General features: G+C 41.1%; 20 protein-coding genes. 11 read left to right on the top strand and 9 right to left on the bottom strand.

Translation table 11 applies throughout. From position 1 onward, the window contains the following. Positions 1-243: 243 nt before the first annotated feature. From maeB to AC4IFO_RS00420, 5 genes are all read left to right on the top strand, one after another. Complete coding sequence (gene maeB, locus AC4IFO_RS00440) at positions 244-2,523, top strand: NADP-dependent oxaloacetate-decarboxylating malate dehydrogenase (protein ID WP_490730915.1); 2,280 nt, start codon at positions 244-246, stop codon at positions 2,521-2,523. A gap of 129 nt (positions 2,524-2,652) precedes the next feature. Continuing rightward, positions 2,653-3,525, top strand: coding sequence for a ChaN family lipoprotein (locus tag AC4IFO_RS00435; RefSeq protein WP_490730913.1), 873 nt, complete (start codon positions 2,653-2,655; stop codon positions 3,523-3,525). Positions 3,526-3,655: 130 nt separating this feature from the next. Next, entirely contained in the window at positions 3,656-4,450 is a 795-nt protein-coding gene (locus AC4IFO_RS00430) for an energy transducer TonB (RefSeq protein ID WP_490730911.1), read from the top strand. A gap of 12 nt (positions 4,451-4,462) precedes the next feature. Then, the gene (locus tag AC4IFO_RS00425; RefSeq protein WP_490730909.1) at positions 4,463-6,637 is read left to right on the top strand and encodes a S9 family peptidase; all 2,175 of its coding nucleotides are present in this window, start codon (positions 4,463-4,465) and stop codon (positions 6,635-6,637) included. 153 nt (positions 6,638-6,790) lie between these two features. Next, positions 6,791-9,052, top strand: coding sequence for a TonB-dependent receptor (locus tag AC4IFO_RS00420; protein WP_490730907.1), 2,262 nt, complete (start codon positions 6,791-6,793; stop codon positions 9,050-9,052). 54 nt (positions 9,053-9,106) lie between these two features. On the opposite strand, the gene xseA is transcribed toward AC4IFO_RS00420, so the two are convergent. Next, entirely contained in the window at positions 9,107-10,483 is a 1,377-nt protein-coding gene (gene xseA, locus AC4IFO_RS00415) for an exodeoxyribonuclease VII large subunit (protein WP_490730905.1), read from the bottom strand. Positions 10,484-10,654: 171 nt separating this feature from the next. Here xseA and guaB point away from each other — a divergent pair, with 171 nt between their 5' ends. The 3 genes from guaB (at position 10,655) to AC4IFO_RS00400 (ending at position 15,210) form a co-directional block, all read left to right on the top strand. Continuing rightward, complete coding sequence (gene guaB, locus AC4IFO_RS00410; RefSeq protein WP_490730903.1) at positions 10,655-12,121, top strand: IMP dehydrogenase; 1,467 nt, start codon at positions 10,655-10,657, stop codon at positions 12,119-12,121. A gap of 84 nt (positions 12,122-12,205) precedes the next feature. Beyond that, positions 12,206-13,783 (top strand): glutamine-hydrolyzing GMP synthase, encoded by a 1,578-nt coding sequence (gene guaA, locus AC4IFO_RS00405; RefSeq protein WP_273803079.1) that lies wholly within the window; start codon positions 12,206-12,208, stop codon positions 13,781-13,783. 218 nt (positions 13,784-14,001) lie between these two features. Further along, complete coding sequence (locus AC4IFO_RS00400; RefSeq protein WP_490730900.1) at positions 14,002-15,210, top strand: tyrosine-type recombinase/integrase; 1,209 nt, start codon at positions 14,002-14,004, stop codon at positions 15,208-15,210. 2 nt (positions 15,211-15,212) lie between these two features. Here AC4IFO_RS00400 and AC4IFO_RS00395 read toward each other — a convergent pair whose 3' ends face one another. The 8 genes from AC4IFO_RS00395 to AC4IFO_RS00360 all read right to left on the bottom strand — a co-directional run bounded on the left by AC4IFO_RS00395 (position 15,213) and on the right by AC4IFO_RS00360 (position 21,123). Continuing rightward, positions 15,213-15,398, bottom strand: a complete 186-nt coding sequence (locus AC4IFO_RS00395) for a hypothetical protein (protein WP_490730898.1) — start codon at positions 15,396-15,398, stop codon at positions 15,213-15,215. Then, on the bottom strand, positions 15,391-16,044 hold the full coding sequence (locus AC4IFO_RS00390) for an MT-A70 family methyltransferase (RefSeq protein ID WP_490730896.1): 654 nt from the start codon (positions 16,042-16,044) through the stop codon (positions 15,391-15,393). Before AC4IFO_RS00390 ends, AC4IFO_RS00395 begins: the two co-directional genes overlap by 8 nt. A gap of 75 nt (positions 16,045-16,119) precedes the next feature. Further along, a complete protein-coding gene (locus tag AC4IFO_RS00385) occupies positions 16,120-16,590 on the bottom strand; it encodes a hypothetical protein (protein ID WP_490730894.1) in 471 nt (156 codons plus the stop codon). A 114-nt stretch (positions 16,591-16,704) separates the two neighbouring features. Further along, positions 16,705-16,908, bottom strand: coding sequence for a hypothetical protein (locus AC4IFO_RS00380; RefSeq protein WP_490730892.1), 204 nt, complete (start codon positions 16,906-16,908; stop codon positions 16,705-16,707). Positions 16,909-16,946: 38 nt separating this feature from the next. Then, on the bottom strand, positions 16,947-17,216 hold the full coding sequence (locus AC4IFO_RS00375; protein ID WP_490730890.1) for a hypothetical protein: 270 nt from the start codon (positions 17,214-17,216) through the stop codon (positions 16,947-16,949). 39 nt (positions 17,217-17,255) lie between these two features. Continuing rightward, on the bottom strand, positions 17,256-18,317 hold the full coding sequence (locus AC4IFO_RS00370) for a RecT family recombinase (protein ID WP_490730888.1): 1,062 nt from the start codon (positions 18,315-18,317) through the stop codon (positions 17,256-17,258). 55 nt (positions 18,318-18,372) lie between these two features. Then, a complete protein-coding gene (locus AC4IFO_RS00365; RefSeq protein WP_490730886.1) occupies positions 18,373-20,100 on the bottom strand; it encodes a PD-(D/E)XK nuclease-like domain-containing protein in 1,728 nt (575 codons plus the stop codon). A gap of 465 nt (positions 20,101-20,565) precedes the next feature. Next, entirely contained in the window at positions 20,566-21,123 is a 558-nt protein-coding gene (locus tag AC4IFO_RS00360; protein WP_490730884.1) for a helix-turn-helix domain-containing protein, read from the bottom strand. A gap of 186 nt (positions 21,124-21,309) precedes the next feature. Between AC4IFO_RS00360 and AC4IFO_RS00355 the strand changes: the two genes are divergently transcribed. The 3 genes from AC4IFO_RS00355 to AC4IFO_RS00345 all read left to right on the top strand — a co-directional run bounded on the left by AC4IFO_RS00355 (position 21,310) and on the right by AC4IFO_RS00345 (position 22,043). Continuing rightward, entirely contained in the window at positions 21,310-21,531 is a 222-nt protein-coding gene (locus AC4IFO_RS00355) for a hypothetical protein (RefSeq protein ID WP_490730882.1), read from the top strand. A gap of 126 nt (positions 21,532-21,657) precedes the next feature. Beyond that, the gene (locus tag AC4IFO_RS00350) at positions 21,658-21,861 is read left to right on the top strand and encodes a hypothetical protein (RefSeq protein ID WP_144141182.1); all 204 of its coding nucleotides are present in this window, start codon (positions 21,658-21,660) and stop codon (positions 21,859-21,861) included. Continuing rightward, positions 21,858-22,043 carry a hypothetical protein gene (locus AC4IFO_RS00345; RefSeq protein ID WP_226537963.1) on the top strand — a complete coding sequence of 62 codons (186 nt, stop codon included), beginning with the start codon at positions 21,858-21,860 and terminating at the stop codon, positions 22,041-22,043. Before AC4IFO_RS00350 ends, AC4IFO_RS00345 begins: the two co-directional genes overlap by 4 nt. Positions 22,044-22,050: the final 7 nt, after the last annotated feature.

The raw sequence follows: 22,050 nt of genomic DNA, 5'->3' as shown, positions 1-22,050 counted from the left end.
GCCTATAATAATATTTGGAATGCACTAATTGTATATTTTAAAGTGTCGTTAGGTTGTTAGTTGTGGTTTGGGTGGGGAACTGCACAAAGAAACTTATTGAAATGATGATGTTTTATCCATTTTATTGTCATTTTAGGTGTGTAAAAAGATTTTTCTGGAAATTGCCAGCATGATCATGATTTGCTAGTAAGATGTGTTTATACTGTTAGCGCTCTTACCTTACCAATTTGAAAGGACTTGACGATGGATGATAAATTAAAACAAAGCGCTCTTGATTTTCATGAGTTTCCACATCCAGGGAAAATTACGGTTACCCCGACAAAACCCTTAACAACTCAACGTGACCTCGCGCTAGCGTATTCGCCTGGTGTGGCAGTACCTTGCCTTGAAATTGCCGATGACCCACTTAAAGCCTATCGCTACACAGCAAAAGGTAACCTCGTTGGTGTGGTTTCAAACGGTACGGCAGTTCTTGGTTTAGGCAATATTGGAGCCTTAGCAGGCAAGCCTGTTATGGAAGGAAAAGGCGTTCTGTTCAAAAAGTTTTCTGGCGTTGATGTCTTTGATATTGAAGTCGATGAAACTGATCCTGATAAATTGGTAGATATTATTGCCTCTCTTGAACCGACCTTTGGTGGGATAAACTTAGAAGATATCAAAGCGCCAGAGTGCTTTTATATTGAGCAAAAATTACGTGAACGCATGAAAATTCCTGTGTTCCACGATGACCAACACGGTACGGCGATTATTTGTACAGCTGCGGTAATTAACGGCCTGCGTATTGTGAAAAAAGAAATTGGCGATGTTCGTTTAGTGGTCTCCGGGGCAGGGGCTGCATCAATCGCATGTATGAATTTATTGGTTGCATTAGGCCTTAAACGTGAAAATATCACTGTTTGTGACTCAAAAGGTGTGATTTTTAAAGGCCGTGACGAACGTATGGATGTCACGAAAGCCGCTTATGCGATAGACGACAATGGCCAGCGCACTTTAGCGGATGCGATCCCTGATGCTGACATTTTCTTAGGTTGTTCTGGTCCTCGCTTATTGACACCTGAAATGGTGAAAACAATGGCGAAGGACCCGCTGATTTTAGCGCTAGCGAACCCTGAACCCGAAATTTTACCACCACTGGCGAAAGAAGTTCGTCCAGATGCAATCATCTGTACCGGACGCTCTGATTACCCGAATCAGGTCAATAACGTATTATGTTTCCCATTCATTTTCCGTGGTGCGCTGGATGTTGGGGCGACGACCATTAACGAAGAAATGAAACTGGCTTGTGTTTATGCTATTGCCGATTTGGCGCTTGCAGAACAAAGTGAAGAAGTGGCTTCAGCATATGGTAACCAAGACCTGTTCTTCGGTCCTGAGTACATCATTCCAAAACCATTTGACCCACGTTTGATTGTTAAAATTGCCCCAGCAGTTGCGAAAGCGGCGATGGATTCTGGTGTGGCAACTCGCCCAATTGCAGATTTTGACGCGTATATCGAAAAACTGAATCAATTTGTTTATAAAACAAACTTGTTTATGAAACCGATTTTCTCCCAAGCGAAAACAGCGAAAAAACGCATTGTTTTAGCTGAAGGGGAAGAAGAACGCGTACTGCATGCAACGCAGGAACTGGTTTCCCTAGGTTTAGCATTCCCAATTTTAGTCGGTCGCCCAAGTGTTATTGAAATGCGTATTCAAAAACTGGGCCTACATATTGAGTTAGGCAAAGATTTTGAAGTGGTCAACAATGAAAATGACCCGCGCTATAAAGAATACTGGCAGGAATATTACCAAATCATGAAGCGCCGTGGTGTTTCGCAAGAAATGGCTCGCCGTGCAGTGATCAATAACCCAACACTAATTGGCGGTATCATGGTGCTACGTGGTGAAGCTGATGGGCTGATCTGCGGCACAGTAGGCAGCTATGGCGAACACTATGAAGTAGTCAAAGATCTGTTTGGCTTCCGTGAAGGCGTTCATACAGCAGGTGCCATGAACGCATTATTGCTACCAACGGGTAACACTTTTATTGCCGATACTTATGTCAATGAAGACCCAACCCCAGAAGAGTTAACCGAAATTACGCTGATGGCTGCGGACACTGTACGTCGTTTTGGTATTGAACCAAAAGTGGCCTTGTTATCTCGCTCAAGTTTTGGTTCTTCTAATTGTCCTTCTGCACAAAAAATGCGTGATACCTTAGCGATGATCAAAGCGCGTGATCCGCACCTTGAAATTGATGGTGAAATGCATGCAGATGCGGCATTGGTTGAGTCTATCCGTAAAGACGTGATGCCAGATAGCCCATTAAAAGGTTCTGCTAATTTATTAATTATGCCAACAATGGAAGCTGCACGTATCAGTTATAACCTGTTGCGTGTGACTAGCTCTGATGGCGTGACTGTTGGGCCTGTACTCATGGGGGTTGCGAAACCTGTGCATATTTTAACGCCAATTGCCTCTGTTCGTCGTATTGTGAACATGGTGGCACTGGCTGTTGTTGAGGCACAAACTAACCCGCTTTAATATTCTAGTGGTCAGTATTAAAATTAAGCATAAAAAGGCTTCCATATTTATAGGAAGCCTTTTTTAATTGAAAATGATTATCATTATCTGTATTTTGTGGGCTTCATCTGCAGAACGGAGAATAAAATAATGATATCAAAATGCTTTATTGGAAAAGCTATCGCATTACTGGCTGGCTTCGTATTACTGGCGGGGTGTGTTCAGAAATCCCCGCAAAAAATACTTCAACTCGATGATAAGCTCGTAGAACAAAATCAATTGATTGATTTATCCACGGGGAGATCAATCACTCCAGAGCAACTAATACAACAACTCGCTCAATCTTCCCATGTGATTGTGGGCGAAAAACACGATAACCGTTATCACCATCAAATAGAACAGTGGATAGCCCAAGAAATGCAGCAGGTCAGGCCGCAAGGTTCTGTTTTATTGGAGATGATGACACCCTCGCAACAGAAAGAATTCAATAGAGCAAAAGCGGAATTACAGGGTAATACTTATATCCGTGATGAGCGGTTACAAACGGCGATTAAATGGAATACGGGTTGGCCATGGGAGCAATACGGCGAGCTGATTAAACATGTATTAGCGCAACCTTACCCTGTGTTAGCTGCAAACTTAGATAAAGATGTGATTACAAAGGCTTATGCAAATCCGCCTAAATTGACGGGAGCACATTCAACTCAACCCGTTGTACAAGAGATTATTACTAAAACGATTGAGTCCTCCCATGGTGGTGAATTGACCACTGAACAGGTCGCCAAAATGACGGTTATTCAACAAATGCGTGACCGCGCAATGGCTACCGCTTTGATTAATGCGCCGCAGCCTGCATTGTTGTTTGCGGGGGGATATCATGCAACTCGTGCTATTGGCGTACCGCTTCACTTACAAGATTTATCACCAGAAACGGAATTTAAGGTGTTAATTATTTCAGAAAAAGGCAGCGAGATTGATAACTTACATGCTGATTACGTCTGGTATACCCCAACAAGTGATTAATCGTCAGGTTAATTAAGCTAAATAAATATTAATAATGTGAATGAATTAGCACTATTTGTAATAAATAGTTTTCATTTGCATTTGTTATTGATTATCATTTGCGTCCTTTGTTGTTACGTGAAAGATTAAAATGTCGACGATCACTTTAGAATACGCTAGAACGACGAAAACCAGTGGTGCTTTTGCTTTGGCCGTTATTCTGCATGTTGCAGTTATTCTCCTTTTTTTAAAGGTCACTGAAAATGATTGGCAACATTTATTACCACCCCCCTCAGTGGTGATGGAAATTTCGATTGAGTCACAAGCAAAACAGTTAACTGAAACTAATATCGGTGAAACTCAAGAGCTCTCGATTGCCAGCCAAGCACAAGAAGCGGTTATGGATGATGTTGACATCCCCTCAGTGCCGATTAACGAAGAGGCTGAAGTGCTAGTGACAAAGGTGGAAAAAAAGAAAACTACACCGCTGCCTAAAAAAGAACGCAAGGATGTGAAAAACAAGCGTATTAGTGAGTTGGAAAGTGATAACTCAAAAGCCAGCGATGCCCCTGTTACAAGTGATGCAGCAGCGAAACAACAAACTGAGCGCGTTGCGGCGGCATTTAACAGCCATGCTCAATCAGATGATGAGCAACGCCAATGGGAAGCGCTCGTCCTTGGGCAACTGAATAAATTCAAGCGTTATCCAGAGGATGCCAAACGGCGTAATCGTATTGGAAAGCCAGTAATTAAATTTGAGGTAGATGCGCAGGGGTATATTGTGAATAGTGCATTAGTCAGAAGCTCAGGCACAAATTCATTAGATAGAGAAGCTCAGCGGGTACTCAGTCGAGCAGAGCCTTTACCGATACCGCCTGCTGATATGTTAATTCAGGGCAAAGTGACGGTAGAATTGCCGATTGATTTTACGATTGAAAATAAATAATCAGGGTAAAAAATGCGAACGCACTTAAATAGATTGTCAGGCTTATCAGGAGCCGTTAAATTTTGTCTTATTGCATTATTGGGATTACAGACAAGCGCAGTGTTTGCGGAGGAACGAATGACAGCACCGATGGCCAAAAAACAACCACACACGATGACTATCCACGGTGACACCCGTGTCGATAACTATTATTGGTTAAGGGATGATGAGCGCAAAGCACCAGAGGTCATTGACTATCTCACCAAAGAAAATGCCTATACACAGCAAGAGCTTAAATTAGGTGAGTCATTAAAAAAAGAGATTTATGATGAGTTATTCTCACGGATGAAACAAGATGACGAGTCAGTTCCGTACGATTTTAATGGTTACACGTATCGCACACGTGTTGTTGCTGGAAAAAACTATGCAATTTATGAAAGACGCCCTGTAAATAGCCAAGGTGAATGGGTTGTTTTGGTGGATGGCAACCAACGCGCTGAAGGTGTTGAATATTATCGCATGGGAGCGTTAACTATTTCTCCCGACAACACCATGATGGCAATTGCAGAAGATAGGCAAGGGCGCAATGAATTCGCAGTTTCATTTCGTAAAATTAATGAAAGCCAGTGGCAAAATGATGTTCTGCTGAATACATCAGGCAATATTGTTTGGGCGAATGATAACCAAACTTTATTCTATGTGAACAAAGACAAGCAAACTTTATTACCATATCAAGTGGTTAGCCATAAGTTAGGCACAAAGCAAGCGCAAGACAAACTGCTTTATGAAGAAAAAGACGACACGTTTTATGTGAGTTTAAGCAAATCGACTTCGAAAGATATCATTTTTATTGGCATTACCAGTACTGAGACATCTGAATACCGTTTTATCGATGCTAACCACCCTGACAAAGCGATTGAAACCTTTAAGCCTCGCCAAACGGGTGTGGAGTACTACCCTGATCATTTCAATGGAAAGTTCTACATTCGCTCAAACCATCAAAACCCATTATTTGGCTTGTATACCAATAACAATGCAGAAAAGCATGATGATTTTGCTGCGTGGTCGACATTAATCGCTCCTCGCGATGATGTTGATTTAGAAGGGTTTGAACTCTTCAATAACTGGCTAGTGCTTGAAGAACGAGCGAATGGGTTGGTAAACATCCGCCAAATTGATTGGCAAACCCAGCAAGAAAATTATGTGACGTTTGATGACCCTGCGTATATGGCATGGATATCCAATAATCCAGAACCTAATACCAATAAATTGCGTTATGGTTATTCATCGATGACCACGCCGTCTTCTGTATATGAAATTAATATGCAAACGCAAGAAAAACAGTTACTAAAACAAGAAGATGTCAAAGATTTCGATAAGGCAAATTACCAAAGTGAACGTTTGTGGATAACGGCGAAAGATGGTGTGAAAGTGCCTGTTTCATTGGTTTATCGCAAAGATCTCTTCAAGCAGGGTAAAAACCCATTACTTGTCTACGGTTATGGCGCGTATGGTTATGGTTTAGACCCTTCATTTAGTTCATCAAGGTTGTCACTGTTAGACCGTGGTTTTGTCTATGCTATCGCGCATATTCGTGGAGGCGGTGAGCTGGGTAAAAAATGGTATCTGCAAGGTAAAACTATCCATAAGATGAATACCTTCACTGACTTTATCGATGCAACTAATGCACTTATTGACCAAGGCTATGGGCAAAAAGGGCATATCTATGCGATGGGTGGCAGTGCAGGCGGTTTATTAATGGGGGCCGTTGTGAATATGGCGTCTGAGTTATATGAAGGTGTGGTTTCTGCGGTGCCGTTTGTGGATGTTGTGACCACAATGCTTGACCCTTCTATTCCATTGACCACAGGGGAATATGATGAGTGGGGCAATCCAGAAAATGAAGAGGCTTATTGGCGCATAAAATCCTATAGCCCTTACGACAATATTAAAGCACAGCGTTATCCACATATGTTGGTGACTACTGGCCTGCATGATTCCCAAGTTCAATATTGGGAACCCGCTAAATGGGTGGCTAAATTACGCGACATGAAACAAGGTAATTCCTTATTGTTATTAGAAACCAATATGAATGCAGGGCACGGTGGTAAATCTGGGCGTTTTAACGCACTTGATGATATTGCATTAGATTACAGTTTTCTTTTAATGCTAGAAAATAAAGCAAAATACTTTCCTTATTTAAAATAGTTTATTTAATCTAATAATAACCCTCTAAATGTGTTGATGCATTTAGAGGGGGCTTTTTGGGAAAATTCAATTAAGGGTATTGAATTTATCCTTTTTATATTGGAATGCACTGTGGGCGCGAATTGAAATATTGCGTTTACAGGAATGGTTTACATGAAAAATAAAATAATAATATTGAGTGCGAGTATGGTTTTTACTGGCGCTCAGGGCATTGCTTTGGCTGAAAATACACAGCAAGAAAAGCAAGGCAAAGAGAAAGTTGTTAAATTTAGTCAATTAAAAGTCTCAGGTGCGCAAAAACAAACACCTTTGGTTAAAGCACTGGAAAAGCCCGGTGCTTACAGTGCTGTTGGTACGGAAAATAAGTTACAAGGTATGGATAAAATTATCCGAACTATGCCCGGAACGTATACCCAAATGGATGGTAGCCAAGGCACAATTAACGTAAATATTCGAGGCCTGAGCGGTTTTGGCCGAGTGAATATGATGGTGGATGGGGTAACGCAAAGTTACTATGGTATTTCACCTAGTCAATATACACATGGACAACAACCCAATAATGATTTCGGCGCGTTAATTGACCCTAATTTTATTGTTGAAGTTGAGGTAGAAAAAGGGCAATTAAATGGCAGTAATAGTGTGAATGCTTTAGCAGGCAGCGCAAACTTTCGTACTCTTGGTATTGATGATGTCATTTTTAAAGATAATTTATATGGACTACGTAGCAAAGGAAGTTGGGGAGATAACGGCATTGGCTATAACGGTATGGTTTCCGTTGCAGGAAAAATATTATTAAATGATGGGGATGGATATTTTGGTGGTTTAATTGCCGTCAGCGGTCACAATATTCCCGGAAGTTATAAAAATGGTGCGGGATATGACAGTGATGATTTTGCAACGGATTCAACGTTCAAACAAAAGCCTCAATCACAATTAACCAAATTAAAATATAAACCCAATGATACGCATGAATTAGAGTTTAGCGGTCGTTTTTTACAAAATAAGTTAACTCGCCGTAAAATTGACAGTGAAGATTATTACCTTAAATATAAATATACGCCATTAAATGAACTAGTGGATATTGAGGTGTTGGCAAACCACAGTAATAGCAACCAAAAGTTTGAAGGGGATTCCCTTGGGTGGGCTTTAAGAGAGGGCGGGTCTAAAAATATTGCAGATGGCCTTAATGTTTCAAATACCAGCCGGTTTTCTTATGGGGATATTGATTTTCAATGGAAAATAGGTTCTAAATTATCGAAAACGAAATACCAAAAGACAGTTAGTTCAGTTATTGATGATGACACATTAAAATATAACCCTTTTTCCCCAGAAGGCACACTGGACTTAGCCAGCGGTTATACGCAATTAGAAGCGACATACGATATTTATACGGCAGTATTTGATTTAAATTATATGCACTATCGTTTAAAAGGTTATAAACCCGCTTGCGATGAAACAGAGAAATGTTTCCCTCAGGAAGAAGCCAATATTAACTTAAAAGAGAGTGGCTTTAACCCTGGAGTATTACTTTCTGCTGAAATCATACCTGAATTCCAGCCTTTTGTGAGTTATGCACATTCAATGAGGGCACCAAATTCACAGGAAGTATTTTATTCGCAAAATGGCGGACAAAGTATGAACCCATTTTTAAAAGGCGAAAGAGCAAATACGTGGCAGGTTGGGTTTAACAGTTTAAAACCTGATTTATTTGTTGAAGGCGACCAATTTAATCTTAAAGCGTTGTGGTTTAATACAAAAATTAAAAATTACATTACGAGCAAGCCATATTTATTGTGTAAGCCAACAAATGCGGCTGAATTAGAATGGTGTTTGATGAACGATGATGTTTGGGATAACGAGTTTCCGAATATTACTCAAAAAAGTTATATCTATTCGAATGAAATAAAAGACGTTAATTTGCGTGGTTATGAACTGCAAGCAAACTATGATGCAGGTGTATTCTATTCAATGCTTTCTTATACAAAAGAGACTGGAGACCAGCCTACGTCCATCGCAAAAACAGCAGATTTTAGTGCAGGAGATTTTACGGAACTACCTGATTATTATCTAACTTTAGATTCAGGTGTCCGTTTATTGGATGAAAAGTTAACATTGGGAACGACGGTTACATGGACTGGGCCATCCAAACGTATTGGTGTTGAATCTATTGTAGATAATGAAGGGAATGCTTTAAAAGATAAATATGAAAAGCAGCCAACCGTGATTGATTTATACACCGATTATGAAATCAACAAGAACGTCAAATTGATGATGACAATAAATAACGTAACAAATAAAAACTATTCTGATGCACTAAACCGTTCAAATTCGACAGCAATTATGGAGGAACGTGGTAAACACAATGCAACAGCAAGAGGGCGCACCTATATGCTGGGTGGGCAAATTCGTTTCTAATTAGATTTAAAATATGGGTTTCATTAAATTAAAAAGATGAAACCCATAAAACAGTTAATTTGTTTTTTTCGTTGAGCGTTTTGTTTTTACTTTTTCAATATGGGTAACTTCACTTTCTACCCAACCATCATTTAAGCGCGTTCGCAGTTGTTGCCCCAGTTTAACTTGAGTGGTTTTTTTCAAAACGGCGCCATCAGGTGCTTCGCTGATACTAAAGCCACGCGCCAGTGTTGCTAATGGGCTGACCGCTTCCATTTTTGAACACGCCACTGCAAAACGTTGCTTATAACTATTCACTAACTGCGTCATCATATTTTGTAGATGATATTGTGTTTGTTGCAGGTGTCGTTGTTGTTTTTGCAATTGCGGTCGTAAATCATTTTGTTGCAGGCGACGGTTGGCTCTATCAAATTTAACAGAGGCAGTTTGCAATTGACGAGTCATTGACTGAGCAAGTTTTTGTTGTAACAAATTCAACTGATTATGTTGCCTTGCTAAGCGTAATTGCGGGTGTTGCTGTTGTAAACGGTGGTGGAGCTTAGCAAAGCGTTGCTGTTGCCCCGCAATGTAATAATCCATCGCCATTTCAAGGTGTTGCTGTGCCGATTTTATTTGGCGTAGCATTTCTTGTTGGTTGCGGCTGACCAGTTCTGCGGCCGCAGATGGCGTAGGCGCTCTCACATCAGCCACATAATCGGCAATGGTGACGTCAGTTTCATGGCCTACAGCGCTGATGATGGGCAATTGGCTTGAAAATATCGCTCTTGCGACGATTTCCTCATTAAACGCCCATAAGTCTTCTAATGAGCCACCACCACGGCCAACAATCAATACATCACATTCACGACGTAAATTCGCTAATTCAATCATACGTGCGATTTGTGCCGGAGCGAGATCCCCTTGAACCGCAGTGGGGTAGATAACAATCGGCAGTGAAGGGTCACGGCGGCGAAGAATATTTAAAATATCGTGTAAAGCCGCCCCCGTTGCAGAGGTAATAATCCCCACGGATTTTGCTGGGCTGGGTAACGGTTTTTTATGCAATGTATCGAATAAACCTTGCGCACTTAGCGTTTGTTTTAGCAACTCGAAGCGTTGCTGTAATAACCCTTCGCCCGCGGGTTGCATACTTTCGATGATTAACTGGTAGTCACCACGGGGTTCATACAATGTGACGGTGGCGCGTACTAAAACCTGTTGCCCATTTTGAGGGCGGAAGGTCACTCTTGCATTTTGCCCACGGAACATCGCCGCACGAACCTGCGCACGGTCATCTTTCAGCGTCAGATACCAATGGCCTGAACTTGGCTGAGAAAAATTGGAAATTTCTGCGGTTAGCCATATCCGACCCATTTGCTGATCGAGAAGTTCGCGAACGGCAAGGTTAAGCTTACTAACAGAAAAAATTGCACTATTTTGTGATGTCGACATGTGAGCCAGATCAAATTTTAAAACAAGGACTTAATCGCTAAATACTAACCTAGCTATCGGAGTTATCAAGTAATTTTTCAAAAAAAGGCTGGAAGCAACCGATTACGGTGTGTATAATGCCGCGGCAATATTTTATACCTTTCCATAACGCTGCCTGGTGGGATATTGCCTATGTTACGCATTAAAAAAGAAGCACTAACTTTCGACGATGTATTACTCGTTCCTGCACACTCAACTGTATTACCAAATACGGCTGATCTCTCTACTCAACTGACTGCAAACATCCGCCTGAACATTCCAATGCTTTCTGCAGCAATGGACACCGTCACCGAATCTGACCTTGCAATCGCCTTGGCTCAAGAAGGTGGGATTGGCTTTATCCACAAGAACATGTCTATCGAGCGCCAAGCGGAAGAAGTTCGCCGCGTGAAGAAACATGAAAGTGGTGTTGTCACAGACCCTGTCACTGTTACCCCAGATACCACTATTCGCGAAGTGCAAGAAATGGCTGAGCGTAATGGTTTCGCGGGTTACCCTGTGGTGGCAAAAGACAATTCATTAGTCGGTATCATTACGGGCCGTGATGTGCGTTTCGTAACAGATTTAGACCAACCTGTTACTGCGGTTATGACGCCAAAAGAGCGCTTAGTGACGGTCAAAGAAGGCGAAGCACGCGAAATCGTATTACAAAAAATGCATGAAAAACGCGTAGAAAAAGCCTTAGTCATCGACGATAACTTCCACCTATTAGGAATGATCACCGTTAAAGACTTCCAAAAAGCGGAACGTAAACCAAACGCGTGTAAAGACGACCAAGGTCGTTTACGTGTTGGTGCTGCGGTAGGTGCTGGTGGTGGCAACGAAGAGCGTGTTGATGCGCTGGTTGTGGCAGGTGTTGACGTCTTACTGATTGACTCTTCACACGGTCATTCTGAAGGTGTATTACAACGTATTCGTGAAACTCGCCAAAAATACCCTGACTTACAAATCATTGGTGGTAACGTAGCAACTGCGGAAGGCGCAAAAGCGTTGGCAGATGCTGGCGTGAGCGCAGTAAAAGTCGGTATTGGCCCAGGTTCAATCTGTACAACTCGTATCGTAACGGGTGTGGGTGTACCGCAAATTACCGCAATTGCAGAAGCGGCGGAAGCTCTTGAAGGCACGGGAATTCCAGTTATTGCTGATGGTGGTATTCGTTTCTCTGGTGATATTTCCAAAGCGATTGCAGCGGGTGCTGCGTGTGTGATGGTGGGTTCCATGTTCGCAGGGACTGAAGAGTCCCCGGGTGAAACTATTTTATTCCAAGGTCGTACTTACAAAGCATACCGTGGTATGGGTTCATTAGGGGCAATGTCTAAAGGCTCTTCAGACCGTTATTTCCAATCGGATAACGCCGCAGATAAATTAGTGCCAGAAGGTATCGAAGGCCGTGTTGCTTACAAAGGTCGTCTGAAAGAAATCATTCACCAGCAAATGGGTGGTTTACGTTCCTGTATGGGGCTGACCGGTTGTGGTACGATTGACGCTCTGAGAACAAAAGCGGAATTTGTCCGTATCAGTGGCGCAGGTATTCAAGAAAGCCACGTGCACGATGTGACTATCACAAAAGAATCACCAAACTATCGTTTGGGACAATAACCGATAACTTTACAGGGTGGCGTGCTGATGTCCCGCACGCTACCAATTTTTATTTTTGACTTGAATTTTTGGAATTCTCCTCAAATGACAACAAATATCCATAAGCATCGCATCCTTATCCTTGACTTCGGTTCGCAATATACACAGCTAATTGCCCGCCGTATTCGTGAAATTGGCGTTTATTGTGAACTCTGGGCGTGGGACGTTACAGAAGAGCAAATTCGAGAATTTAATCCAAATGGTATTATTCTTTCTGGTGGCCCAGAAAGTACGACTGAGACTGATAGCCCACGTGCGCCAGATTACGTCTTCAATGCCGGTGTACCAGTATTAGGTATCTGCTATGGCATGCAAACTATGTCTATGCAACTTGGTGGCGCGGTTGAAGTTTCAGGTGAGCGCGAGTTTGGTTACGCTAACGTTGAAATTACAGAGCAATGTGAACTGTTCCGTGATATCAAAGACTCTCTCAATGAAGCGGGCAAACCTGTTTTAGACGTGTGGATGAGTCATGGTGATAAAGTGACTGCTATCCCAGCAGACTTTAAAACCATCGCGAGCACGCCAAGCTGCCCGTATGCCATCATGGCAAACGAAGAGAAAAAATTCTACGGTGTGCAATTCCACCCAGAAGTGACTCACACTCACCAAGGTCTGAATATTTTAACGCGTTTTGTTAAAGATATCTGCCAGTGTGATGCATTATGGACACCTGCGGCGATTATCGAAGACACCGTTGCGCGCTTAAAAGAGCAAATCGGTGATGACCACGTATTACTGGCATTGTCAGGTGGCGTAGACTCTTCTGTTACTGCGTTACTGTTAAACCGTGCCATTGGCAAACGCTTAACCTGCGTTTTCGTTGACAACGGCTTATTGCGTTTAAATGAAGCTGACCAAGTGATGGAAATGTTCGAAGGTAAATTTGATCTGAACATTATTCACGCGAAAGCCGAAGATCGTTTCTTAAGCGCTCTGGCAGGGATCAGTGACCCAGAAGCGAAACGTAAGAAAATTGGCCATGTGTTTATCGAAGTTTTCGATGAAGAATCATCTAAACTGCCAAACATCAAATGGTTAGCTCAAGGTACTATCTACCCAGATGTTATCGAGTCAGCGGCTTCTGCAACGGGTAAAGCACACGTCATTAAATCTCACCACAACGTGGGTGGGTTACCGGATGACATGAAACTTGGTTTAGTTGAGCCGTTAAAAGAGCTGTTCAAAGACGAAGTGCGTAAAATCGGTTTAGAGTTAGGCCTGCCTTATGACATGTTATATCGCCACCCATTCCCGGGCCCAGGTTTAGGGGTTCGTGTATTAGGTGAAGTGAAGAAAGAGTACTGTGACTTACTGCGCCGCGCAGATGCTATCTTTATCGAAGAACTGCATAAAGCAGATTTATATCATAAAGTTAGCCAAGCATTTACTGTGTTCTTACCTGTTCGCTCTGTTGGCGTTATGGGTGATGGCCGTAAATACGACTGGGTTGTCTCACTGCGTGCCGTTGAAACCATCGACTTTATGACCGCGCACTGGGCACACCTACCATACGATTTCTTAGGCCGCGTTTCTAACCGCATCATCAATGAGGTTAGTGGCATTTCCCGCGTAGTTTATGATATCAGCGGTAAGCCACCTGCGACGATTGAGTGGGAATAATATAGTTATTGTTGATAACAGTTTTTAGTTATTGATAAATCCAAAGGCATCAGTTAGTTACTGGTGCCTTTTTGTTTTTAACAGTCTTTAGTAGTTGACAATTGCCGATAATTTTGACGGTATATATGACGGTATCAGAAATAATAATGACTAAATTGATAACTTAATACCGTCGCTAAAAACACAAAAATGACGGTATCACGCAAAGGAATACCGACGTGTTAACCGATAAAAAACTAAAGAGCTTAAAGCCAGAAGATAAGCTATACAAGGTAGCTGATCGTGACGGTTTGTATGTTGCTGTTACAAAAACTGGTTCCATATCATTTAGATATGACTACCGCTTTAACGGGCGTAGAGAAACCATAACTTTTGGGCGCTACAGTGATGACGGTATTACACTTGCGGAAGCAAGAGAAATGCTAATCGATGCCAAAAAGACGCTAAACGCAGGCGTATCACCAGCTTCACAGAAGCGAGACGGTATTACAAAGCGTAAAGCAGGGTTAACCCTGAAAGACTATACCGTCAAATATCTATCAGAAACCCGTTTCGCAGACAGCACGCTAGATATGAAGACTGCCATTGTCGAAAGGGATCTATATCCAACACTGGGTAAACTACAGCTAGAAGAAATCACAACACAAAAGGTTAGGGCCTTATGTGAAAAAATTAAAGAGCGTGGCGGCAAGTCAACGGCTTTGCAGATACGTGAAATTGTTGGCTCTGTGTTCGACTACGTTATCGATCGTGGCTATGAGATAGAAAACCCTGTTAGCAGTATTAAAGCTTCATCCATAGCTACATTTGAAGCACGCGATAGGGCAATGACAGCTAAAGAGGTCGGGATATTTTTTAATGAGTTAGAAAATTATAGCTGTTATCCAACACTAAAGCTGGCTGTTAAGTTTGTGATATTAACGTTGGTTAGAAAAAGCGAGTTTATAAAAGCGACATGGAGTGAAATAGATTTTGAGGAAAGGGCTTGGATCATACCTAAGGCGAGGATGAAAGGAAGAAGGGCGCACGTAATTTATTTATCTGAGCAAGCCTACGATATTCTCATTGGCTTAAAGGCCTGTGCTATGGGGAGTGAATATTTGATACCGGGTAGACATGATATTAGCAAGCATATGTCTAATGCATCATTAAACAACGTGATCACTGGTGTTATTAAGCGTATTAATAATAAAGGGATTAATTTTGAACCGTTGACGGTACATGACCTGAGGAGAACAGCCAGCACATTGCTACATGAAGCTGGCTTCAATTCTGACTGGATAGAGAAGTGTTTAGCCCACGAGCAAAAAGGCGTACGTGCTGTTTATAACAAAGCAGAGTATTCAGAGCAGCGCCGCGATATGCTACAGCAGTGGGCTAATATGGTGGATGGTTGGATAGAGAAAGAGAAAGGTAAAATTAAATAGGTTTATTTTTCTGAGCCTAAAACTTTTGTGGCCAGTAAAGTTGATAGCATCGATGCACCAACCACCAGCCAGAATATGGAATAAAAAAGCCGCTCAATAATTACTGGGCGGCTATCGTTTTCGGCACCAATTACAGAGAACACATAACCTGCAATCCATGCGTACGCTATCAAAATGAATTCAATCAATGGTCGTCTCCGTGGTTATAAATTGTGGCCCAGTAAGTTCAATGCTGTTATTCGGGCATTCATTTCCCCAAGCATCCCAACCTTGTGACATGTCACGCGCAAACAATTCTATGCGATTAACGTCACCGTATAATTGTTCAAGCCTATTTTTAACCTCCCACGGCTTTTGGCTATGCTCACCTAAGCAGCTAAATACGATTTGCTTAACGCTGGCGCTCATTCGCTCTAAGCCATTGCCGCGAGTCGCTATTAATACATCCTCGCTATTGGCTCTTGTATAGTTGCCACCATTCATTTTTGTTTCGGCGTTGAGTAAATCAAGCAGGTCATGCCAATCAAATAAGGTTCCATTTTGCATGGCTTTATCAAAACGCTCATGAGCTAGTGAGTTGAACTTAACCCATGTAAAGGCTTTTGATGTTCGAACGGTAAAGCCCCATGCCTTGGCTAGCTCAAATGCTTCTTGCACAAAATTGCCTGTATACCACATGGCAAGCACTGCATCATCTGCGGCAATGGTATGAACGGGTAGGTGTTTTAAATCAAAAAGGCTGGTGGTTTGGTAGTGGTTATTTGCGGCACCGTTGGAAACTTTATTGCTGTATTGCCAAGGGGGATCGCAATAAATAAGGTCATATTTTTTCAATGTACCTCCTGAAATTTAGGTATAGAAAATCCTGCTAGTGCAGGATTTTATCGCAATATTCAGATTCTAATAATTTCACTTTGAATTTTCAGTCTGTTTTGCAGTTTCTTTCTTCTTATCATTCGTTTTTTTTCTTAATTTAAAAAAGAAAATCGAAAGTGAAATATAGGCAACAATAATTATAAGATACAAAATAATAGCGAAGTATGTTTGTTTCATAAAATCAGGTCCGTTATTATTAAGGATTCTAGTTAAGTCCCCAATGATTGATAATGTGCTAAGAGTTAAAAGTACTAGGCTAGCGATCAATAAAACATCTTTTTTCCCATACTCTTTCGGTCCAGAATTAGCATATAAACAAATAGATGCGATCAATATTAAAACATTTAATATTATGGGTAAATATTCAGAATCAAGGGTATTGTAAAAGCAATCAATTGGATAAAAGATATTAACTAAAGGCAGTATAACGGCAAGAGCAACGATAATTAAACCAAAACAGCCTAAGCAATAATACATTGCATCACGCTTAATTTTTTTGCACATAAAAACCATCCATTTTAAAATATATAAACTTTATTTGTGTACGTATTGTTATCATAATTTATTTACTCAATTTTATCTATCTCCTGTTTGCATCCTTGCAAATATTCCCTGTAATTAATCGTCGTTTGGGTTATCCCATTCGATATAAGCGCAATCTTCTGCTTCAACCGTTATCTGACCTGTGTTTGAGCATCCGCAGCAAGTAACGCTATCGCCATTAAATACTTTCTTTCCGTCGCCTTTGGTTTCAATCGTGCATGCATCGTCATTGCATACATCACAGCTATTAAAATCTGTGGAATCAATTAACTTTTTCATGGTTATATCCTTTGGTTAAATCACATAAGAAATGGTGACTATTGCTTAGCCTTTTTGGCTTCAAGGGCTTTTCTTGCTTTATCAGCGGAGGATTCACCTTTGTTTTTTGTTGGGTTATTCATGCAAGAGGTGACATAAGCATTAACTTGATCAAGCTGATAAACATACTTGCGGTCGCTAAAGTAAATCTTTGTTAATACACCTTCTGCATTTAACTTATCCAATACCGTGCGACCAAGGCCCGTTATTTTTTGTAATTGGGAAGATGAAATAACTTTTCCCAATGCGCCTAATTCTTCTAAATTCATAATTTCCCCTAAGGTGGGGCGAACCCCACCACAAGTTTATTATTGGTATTCGTCTTTCATGTCGTTCAGCGTCAGGCTGAATGAATCGAACAGTTCATCGCCAAGCTTGCGTTTGTTGGCGTTAAGGAATTGAAAAACCTTTTCGAAAGCTGCTTTAGCTTCTGGTGAGCCACCAGCTGGCAGGCTGTTAATTTGTGCTTCAAGGTTGTTATTTGCATCGATGCGGTGATAAGCCTGAACCGCTTTATTTTTCAACTCTGTGAAAAGTGCGGTACCAAGTGATGATTTAAGCTCATCAATTTGTAATCGAATTTCTTTTACTTCATCCAGTGTTGAAGCATCAGTAATTGATTGGCGCAGTAATTCAGGGTTAAACCCATCATCAACAATCTCACCAGTAATTACATCGCTATCGCCGCTGGTGGCTTCTTGATGCTGCTCAGGCTCATTTTGCTGAGTGATTTCATTGAGGCTTACACGCTCTTTTGGTGGAGTAACATCTTTAATGGTGCGCTCTTCAAGTTCATCTGGCGTATAAACCCCCATGATCACTTCAGGGCAATACAGGCGAGACCAGTATTTAACAGCCAAGTAAGCAATTTGTTGCTTCGGCATTGTTTTCCATAATGGTGAATTACGCGTTTGCACATCGGCTAAGTAAACCGGTTCACCGTATGTAATTTCTGTTTCACCTCTAAGAACTGCACCAACACGGATATATAAACCTGATTCGTCACGATTTTCTTTTTTGCCTACAATTTTTTCCCAGTCACCGCCGTATTCGTAATGAAAGCGACCTGTAACAACGTTTGAACTGGTGATCACTGCATTTACCAGCTGAGCTTCATAACCTAGCGTGCCATTAATTAAATGCGTTTTTTGGCCTACTACAAATGGGTCCATTCCCCAGCGAGACGCTTGCATTGTGATAGCCAAGCAATCGGCTGGTTTTCCCTGTAAATGTTTAGGTACCGTCGCGGTACCAGATGCCATTAAATCAGCAACACGAATAACGCAATTCATTGCTTCCGTATTAAAAAGGAGTGACATGTTATTCATGACACTGGTTTGCGGTTGGTTACTTAAAGCGACTTCTGACATGATGATTACCTCTAAATTGATAAGCGCCATGCAGTAAGCAGGGCGCTAGAATTGATTAAGCTTCTTCTAATTGAAGCTCTTCTAACTTGCGTGTTTCAAAGTCAGTAAGATTAATGGTGAGCGTTTCGGTTATCGGGGCAGGCCATACGCCAGTATTCATTGAGTTATTGATATCTCGCAGCGTCTTTTTGTACTCCAAGCGGCCTAGCTCTAATAACTCTGGCGAGGCTTCGACGATTGCAACCCAGTGGTAATGAGGATCAGAGTTAACGAATATCCAATAAAACTGGTCAAGTTGCGCGATATCGGAATACATACCTGCACTGATGTGATAATCGCGATTAAGTATTTCTCTGCGGATCATCGATGTAATTGCTTCTTGCTTAAATCGACCAAGAGAGACGGATTTCAGGTCAAATCCAATTCGATGATTATCATTTAGTTGAATTTCAATATCTGGTCTAACTCTTGTTTCAAGCCCTGTATCATCATCAACACCGTAATAACTAACTTCGGATACTCGGTTTGGATGATTGATTAACGCGCTAGCTTCTGGATGATTCATTACAGCATCGCGCATGTCTTTAGCTGTTTGAAAATCAATTGTTTCAACTTGAATTTTAGTTTCGTCACTTCTCCAAGCGCTGATTAAATCATCTTCAAATATTGCATCTGGTTTAATCGCTTTAATTGATGCTGCAATTTCTTCTTTCTTGCCTGATTTTTTAAGATGCTCAGGTTTGCTAGTTTCCTCGCCCCATAAATCAGGATTAATTGCGTAAACTTGATTGAGTAAAAAATCACGACTTCCAGAAGTTTTTAATGGCTCTGGTAGTGTTGCGTTAAACTCTTTAATACACGCTTTCATTGCTGCGGCGGTGTGTTTATCTGATTCAGGTATTTTTCTAAATTCATCAGGTAAATCTGCATATAGCCCGCCGATTTCCTCTACTGAACCAGATAACGGTAATGGTGCTGGTAGTGTTGCGTTATGAGCTTCAATTATTGCTTTTAGCTCGTCAGTGCTACGTGGCTGAGGTAGACCAGCATTATATTCATCAATCCATTTCGTCATTGATTCAGTGTTTGTAAATGCTCCCTCTGGAATAGCAGGGCGAACACTGAATTCAGAACCAAATTTTTCAGGCTCCATTGTTAATGTATGAAACGCGCTACCTAAATCAAAGCAGCGTTTATTTTCACGTAGAATGATTTTGCTTACGTGCCTTAGGTTGTAATACATCAGGCTTATACGAGCATCTTTCAACATTGAACTACTGATACCGTTTGAGCTGTGATAAACATCATTAGGGATATCAGGGTAACGCCCAGGTTCAAAGTAAGGCGGTTCATTTACGGGGCATTCTTCAATAACTTCTGGCTCGACATTACCAGTTTGTTTATCTTCACTGGCGTGAGTAATCACATCAGGTTTAGCAGGTTCGATTACTTCCTCTTTATCAGGCGAAACCAAAGACTGGAAGTATTTCTTGCGGTCAATGTTAGAACGGAATTTGTCAGGGTTCTTAATGACATGAATGTAAGCATTGATAATGTCGTTATTGTGCAGAAACATCAGCTTTGGCGTTGATGTGGTGGTAATGCTTAATTCAAAGGCCACTTTCTCAAACGGTTCAAACTCTTCGCTGGTGTCTGTTTTGTTCAAGTGATTAGCTAGTTTATCAATATTTTCAGGCGTGTTAATGTCATTGGCCATTAAGATTGCGCTAACAATGTTGCTTAACTTGCGTTGGTCAAATTGCTCTTGTTCTTGATTGCTCATTAGATAATTCCTTGTCGGTTTGAATTGCTACACAGGTAGTAAAGGCCCATACGATGCCTTCTTTAAAACTGCTAAATGCTTTCTTGTTCCCACGTACGATGAATACATGAAAACCATTTTCGATAAAAAACATCATTTCAATCACCTTTGATAAACAAATTGTTTATGTTTGGGGTGTGAAAAAAATCCAGCCAAAACAGCTAGATTGATTAATATTGTCACTGTCCAAATCTTGCATTCCGAATCTACGGGTTAGCTAAGACATTCTGCGGCTCACAGAATTTAGGAGTGTGATAGCCATTCTGTATTGTTAAAGAGCGTTAACCTTGTGGGTTAATATGAGATAAAGAATAAACCATAAAAGACAGTTGTCAACTGTTAAAAACAATAAAATAACCAAATTGTTTATCTTTTTCGTGAATAAAAAAGCCAGCTAGAGGCTGGCTATAAATGTAATGCTTTGTTTTACTTTTCGTTTTTACTAATAATGAACTCAATAAAGTCTTGTATCTTTTCTTTTTCGTTATCGGGCAATGCCGCAAATTTTTTATGATCGTAGTGTAGAACGTCTTCATCATCTTTAGACATGAGTAGTTCGTATGGTTTACGGCCTAGTGCGTCCGCAATTGCTGCAACACTGTCAACGGTAGCACTGGACTCATTCTTGATAATACGGTTTACAGTGGCTTGGCCTAACCCTGACTTAACTGACAGTTGGGCCTGTGATTTAAAACCGTCAATCATCATATACGTAGTGATGTTATCACCAAGTATGCGCCCAATATCGGTAGGTTGGCGGGCTAATTCATCCGCAATCTGTTCAGCAGGGACATTTAAGTGATCCTTGTCCATGTAGTATTTCGGCAACTTGGTAAGGTGCTCAATCTTTCTGGCGATAGGATCGCTAAGCGAACGATGGCTTTTCATGTCAGAGGACATTAAATAACGAGAAATGACGTTAGGAGCGCAACCCAATGCTGTAGCTAAGCTCTTTTGCTTCCCTTCATAATGCTTTTCTATCACGAATACCAGATTGTCTCTCCTGATATCTTGGATGCTTTTCACGGTGTCTTTCCTTTGTGTGTATTTTGTTCGATATTGTTTATTTTGTTTATCTATTAAATATCAAATTAACCATGGAGGTAAATTCCCAATTTGTTTATCATTGTTGCAATCAATGGCTAATGTTTATCTTTTTGGGTGGTTAATATGGCATTTACAGACTTCAAAACATTCTGGAATGGTCTATCTAAACGTGAGCGCCAGCAATTTGCAGACAGCGCAAACCTGACTGTTCAGTATATTTCTATTCATCTGCGCTATTGCAGTCGTAGCGTGTCAATCAAGACAGCTTGGCGATTGCAAAAGGCGTTCAAAGACTTTGGTAAAGAGTATTCTTTAGAGCAAATCGCAGACCATTTCATGAAGTAAATCACACTAGGCCGCGAAAGCGGTCTTTTTTTGATTAGCTAGATAAACAATCGATCATTTATGGTTGATTTATTTTTTAAGAGTGTATAATCTTACTGCTAATTAATCATAGATAAAGAGGTGTCAATGAAAATTATCACTAGAAAGGAGGCCGTCACTAATGGTCTTAGTCGTTTCTATACGGGGAAGCCATGCAGGCATGGGCACGATTCAGAGCGATTTACTAGCAATGGTGTTTGTGTTGAATGCTCAGCAATTAACTCAGCGGCCTATCGCAAAGAGATAAGCAAGCTATTGAAACAGGCAAGAGAAATGGGGGTACAGGCATGAAAGCACGTATTAATGAAAACGCCACAATTATTATTGAGCCTGAAACAGATGAAGAAGTGGCGCTGTTAAGGCTATGGCATCAACTTAACTATTCAGAAAACACAACTTACTGTGAGCTAATCAATACTAGCTGCCTTGCATCAATTGAAATAGACGGAATTAGTGATAACGCTACGGCGTAGAGGTGGC

The organism is Providencia sp. UF-224, from assembly GCF_058245955.1.
This window is presented reverse-complemented; position numbering and strand designations above follow the sequence as displayed.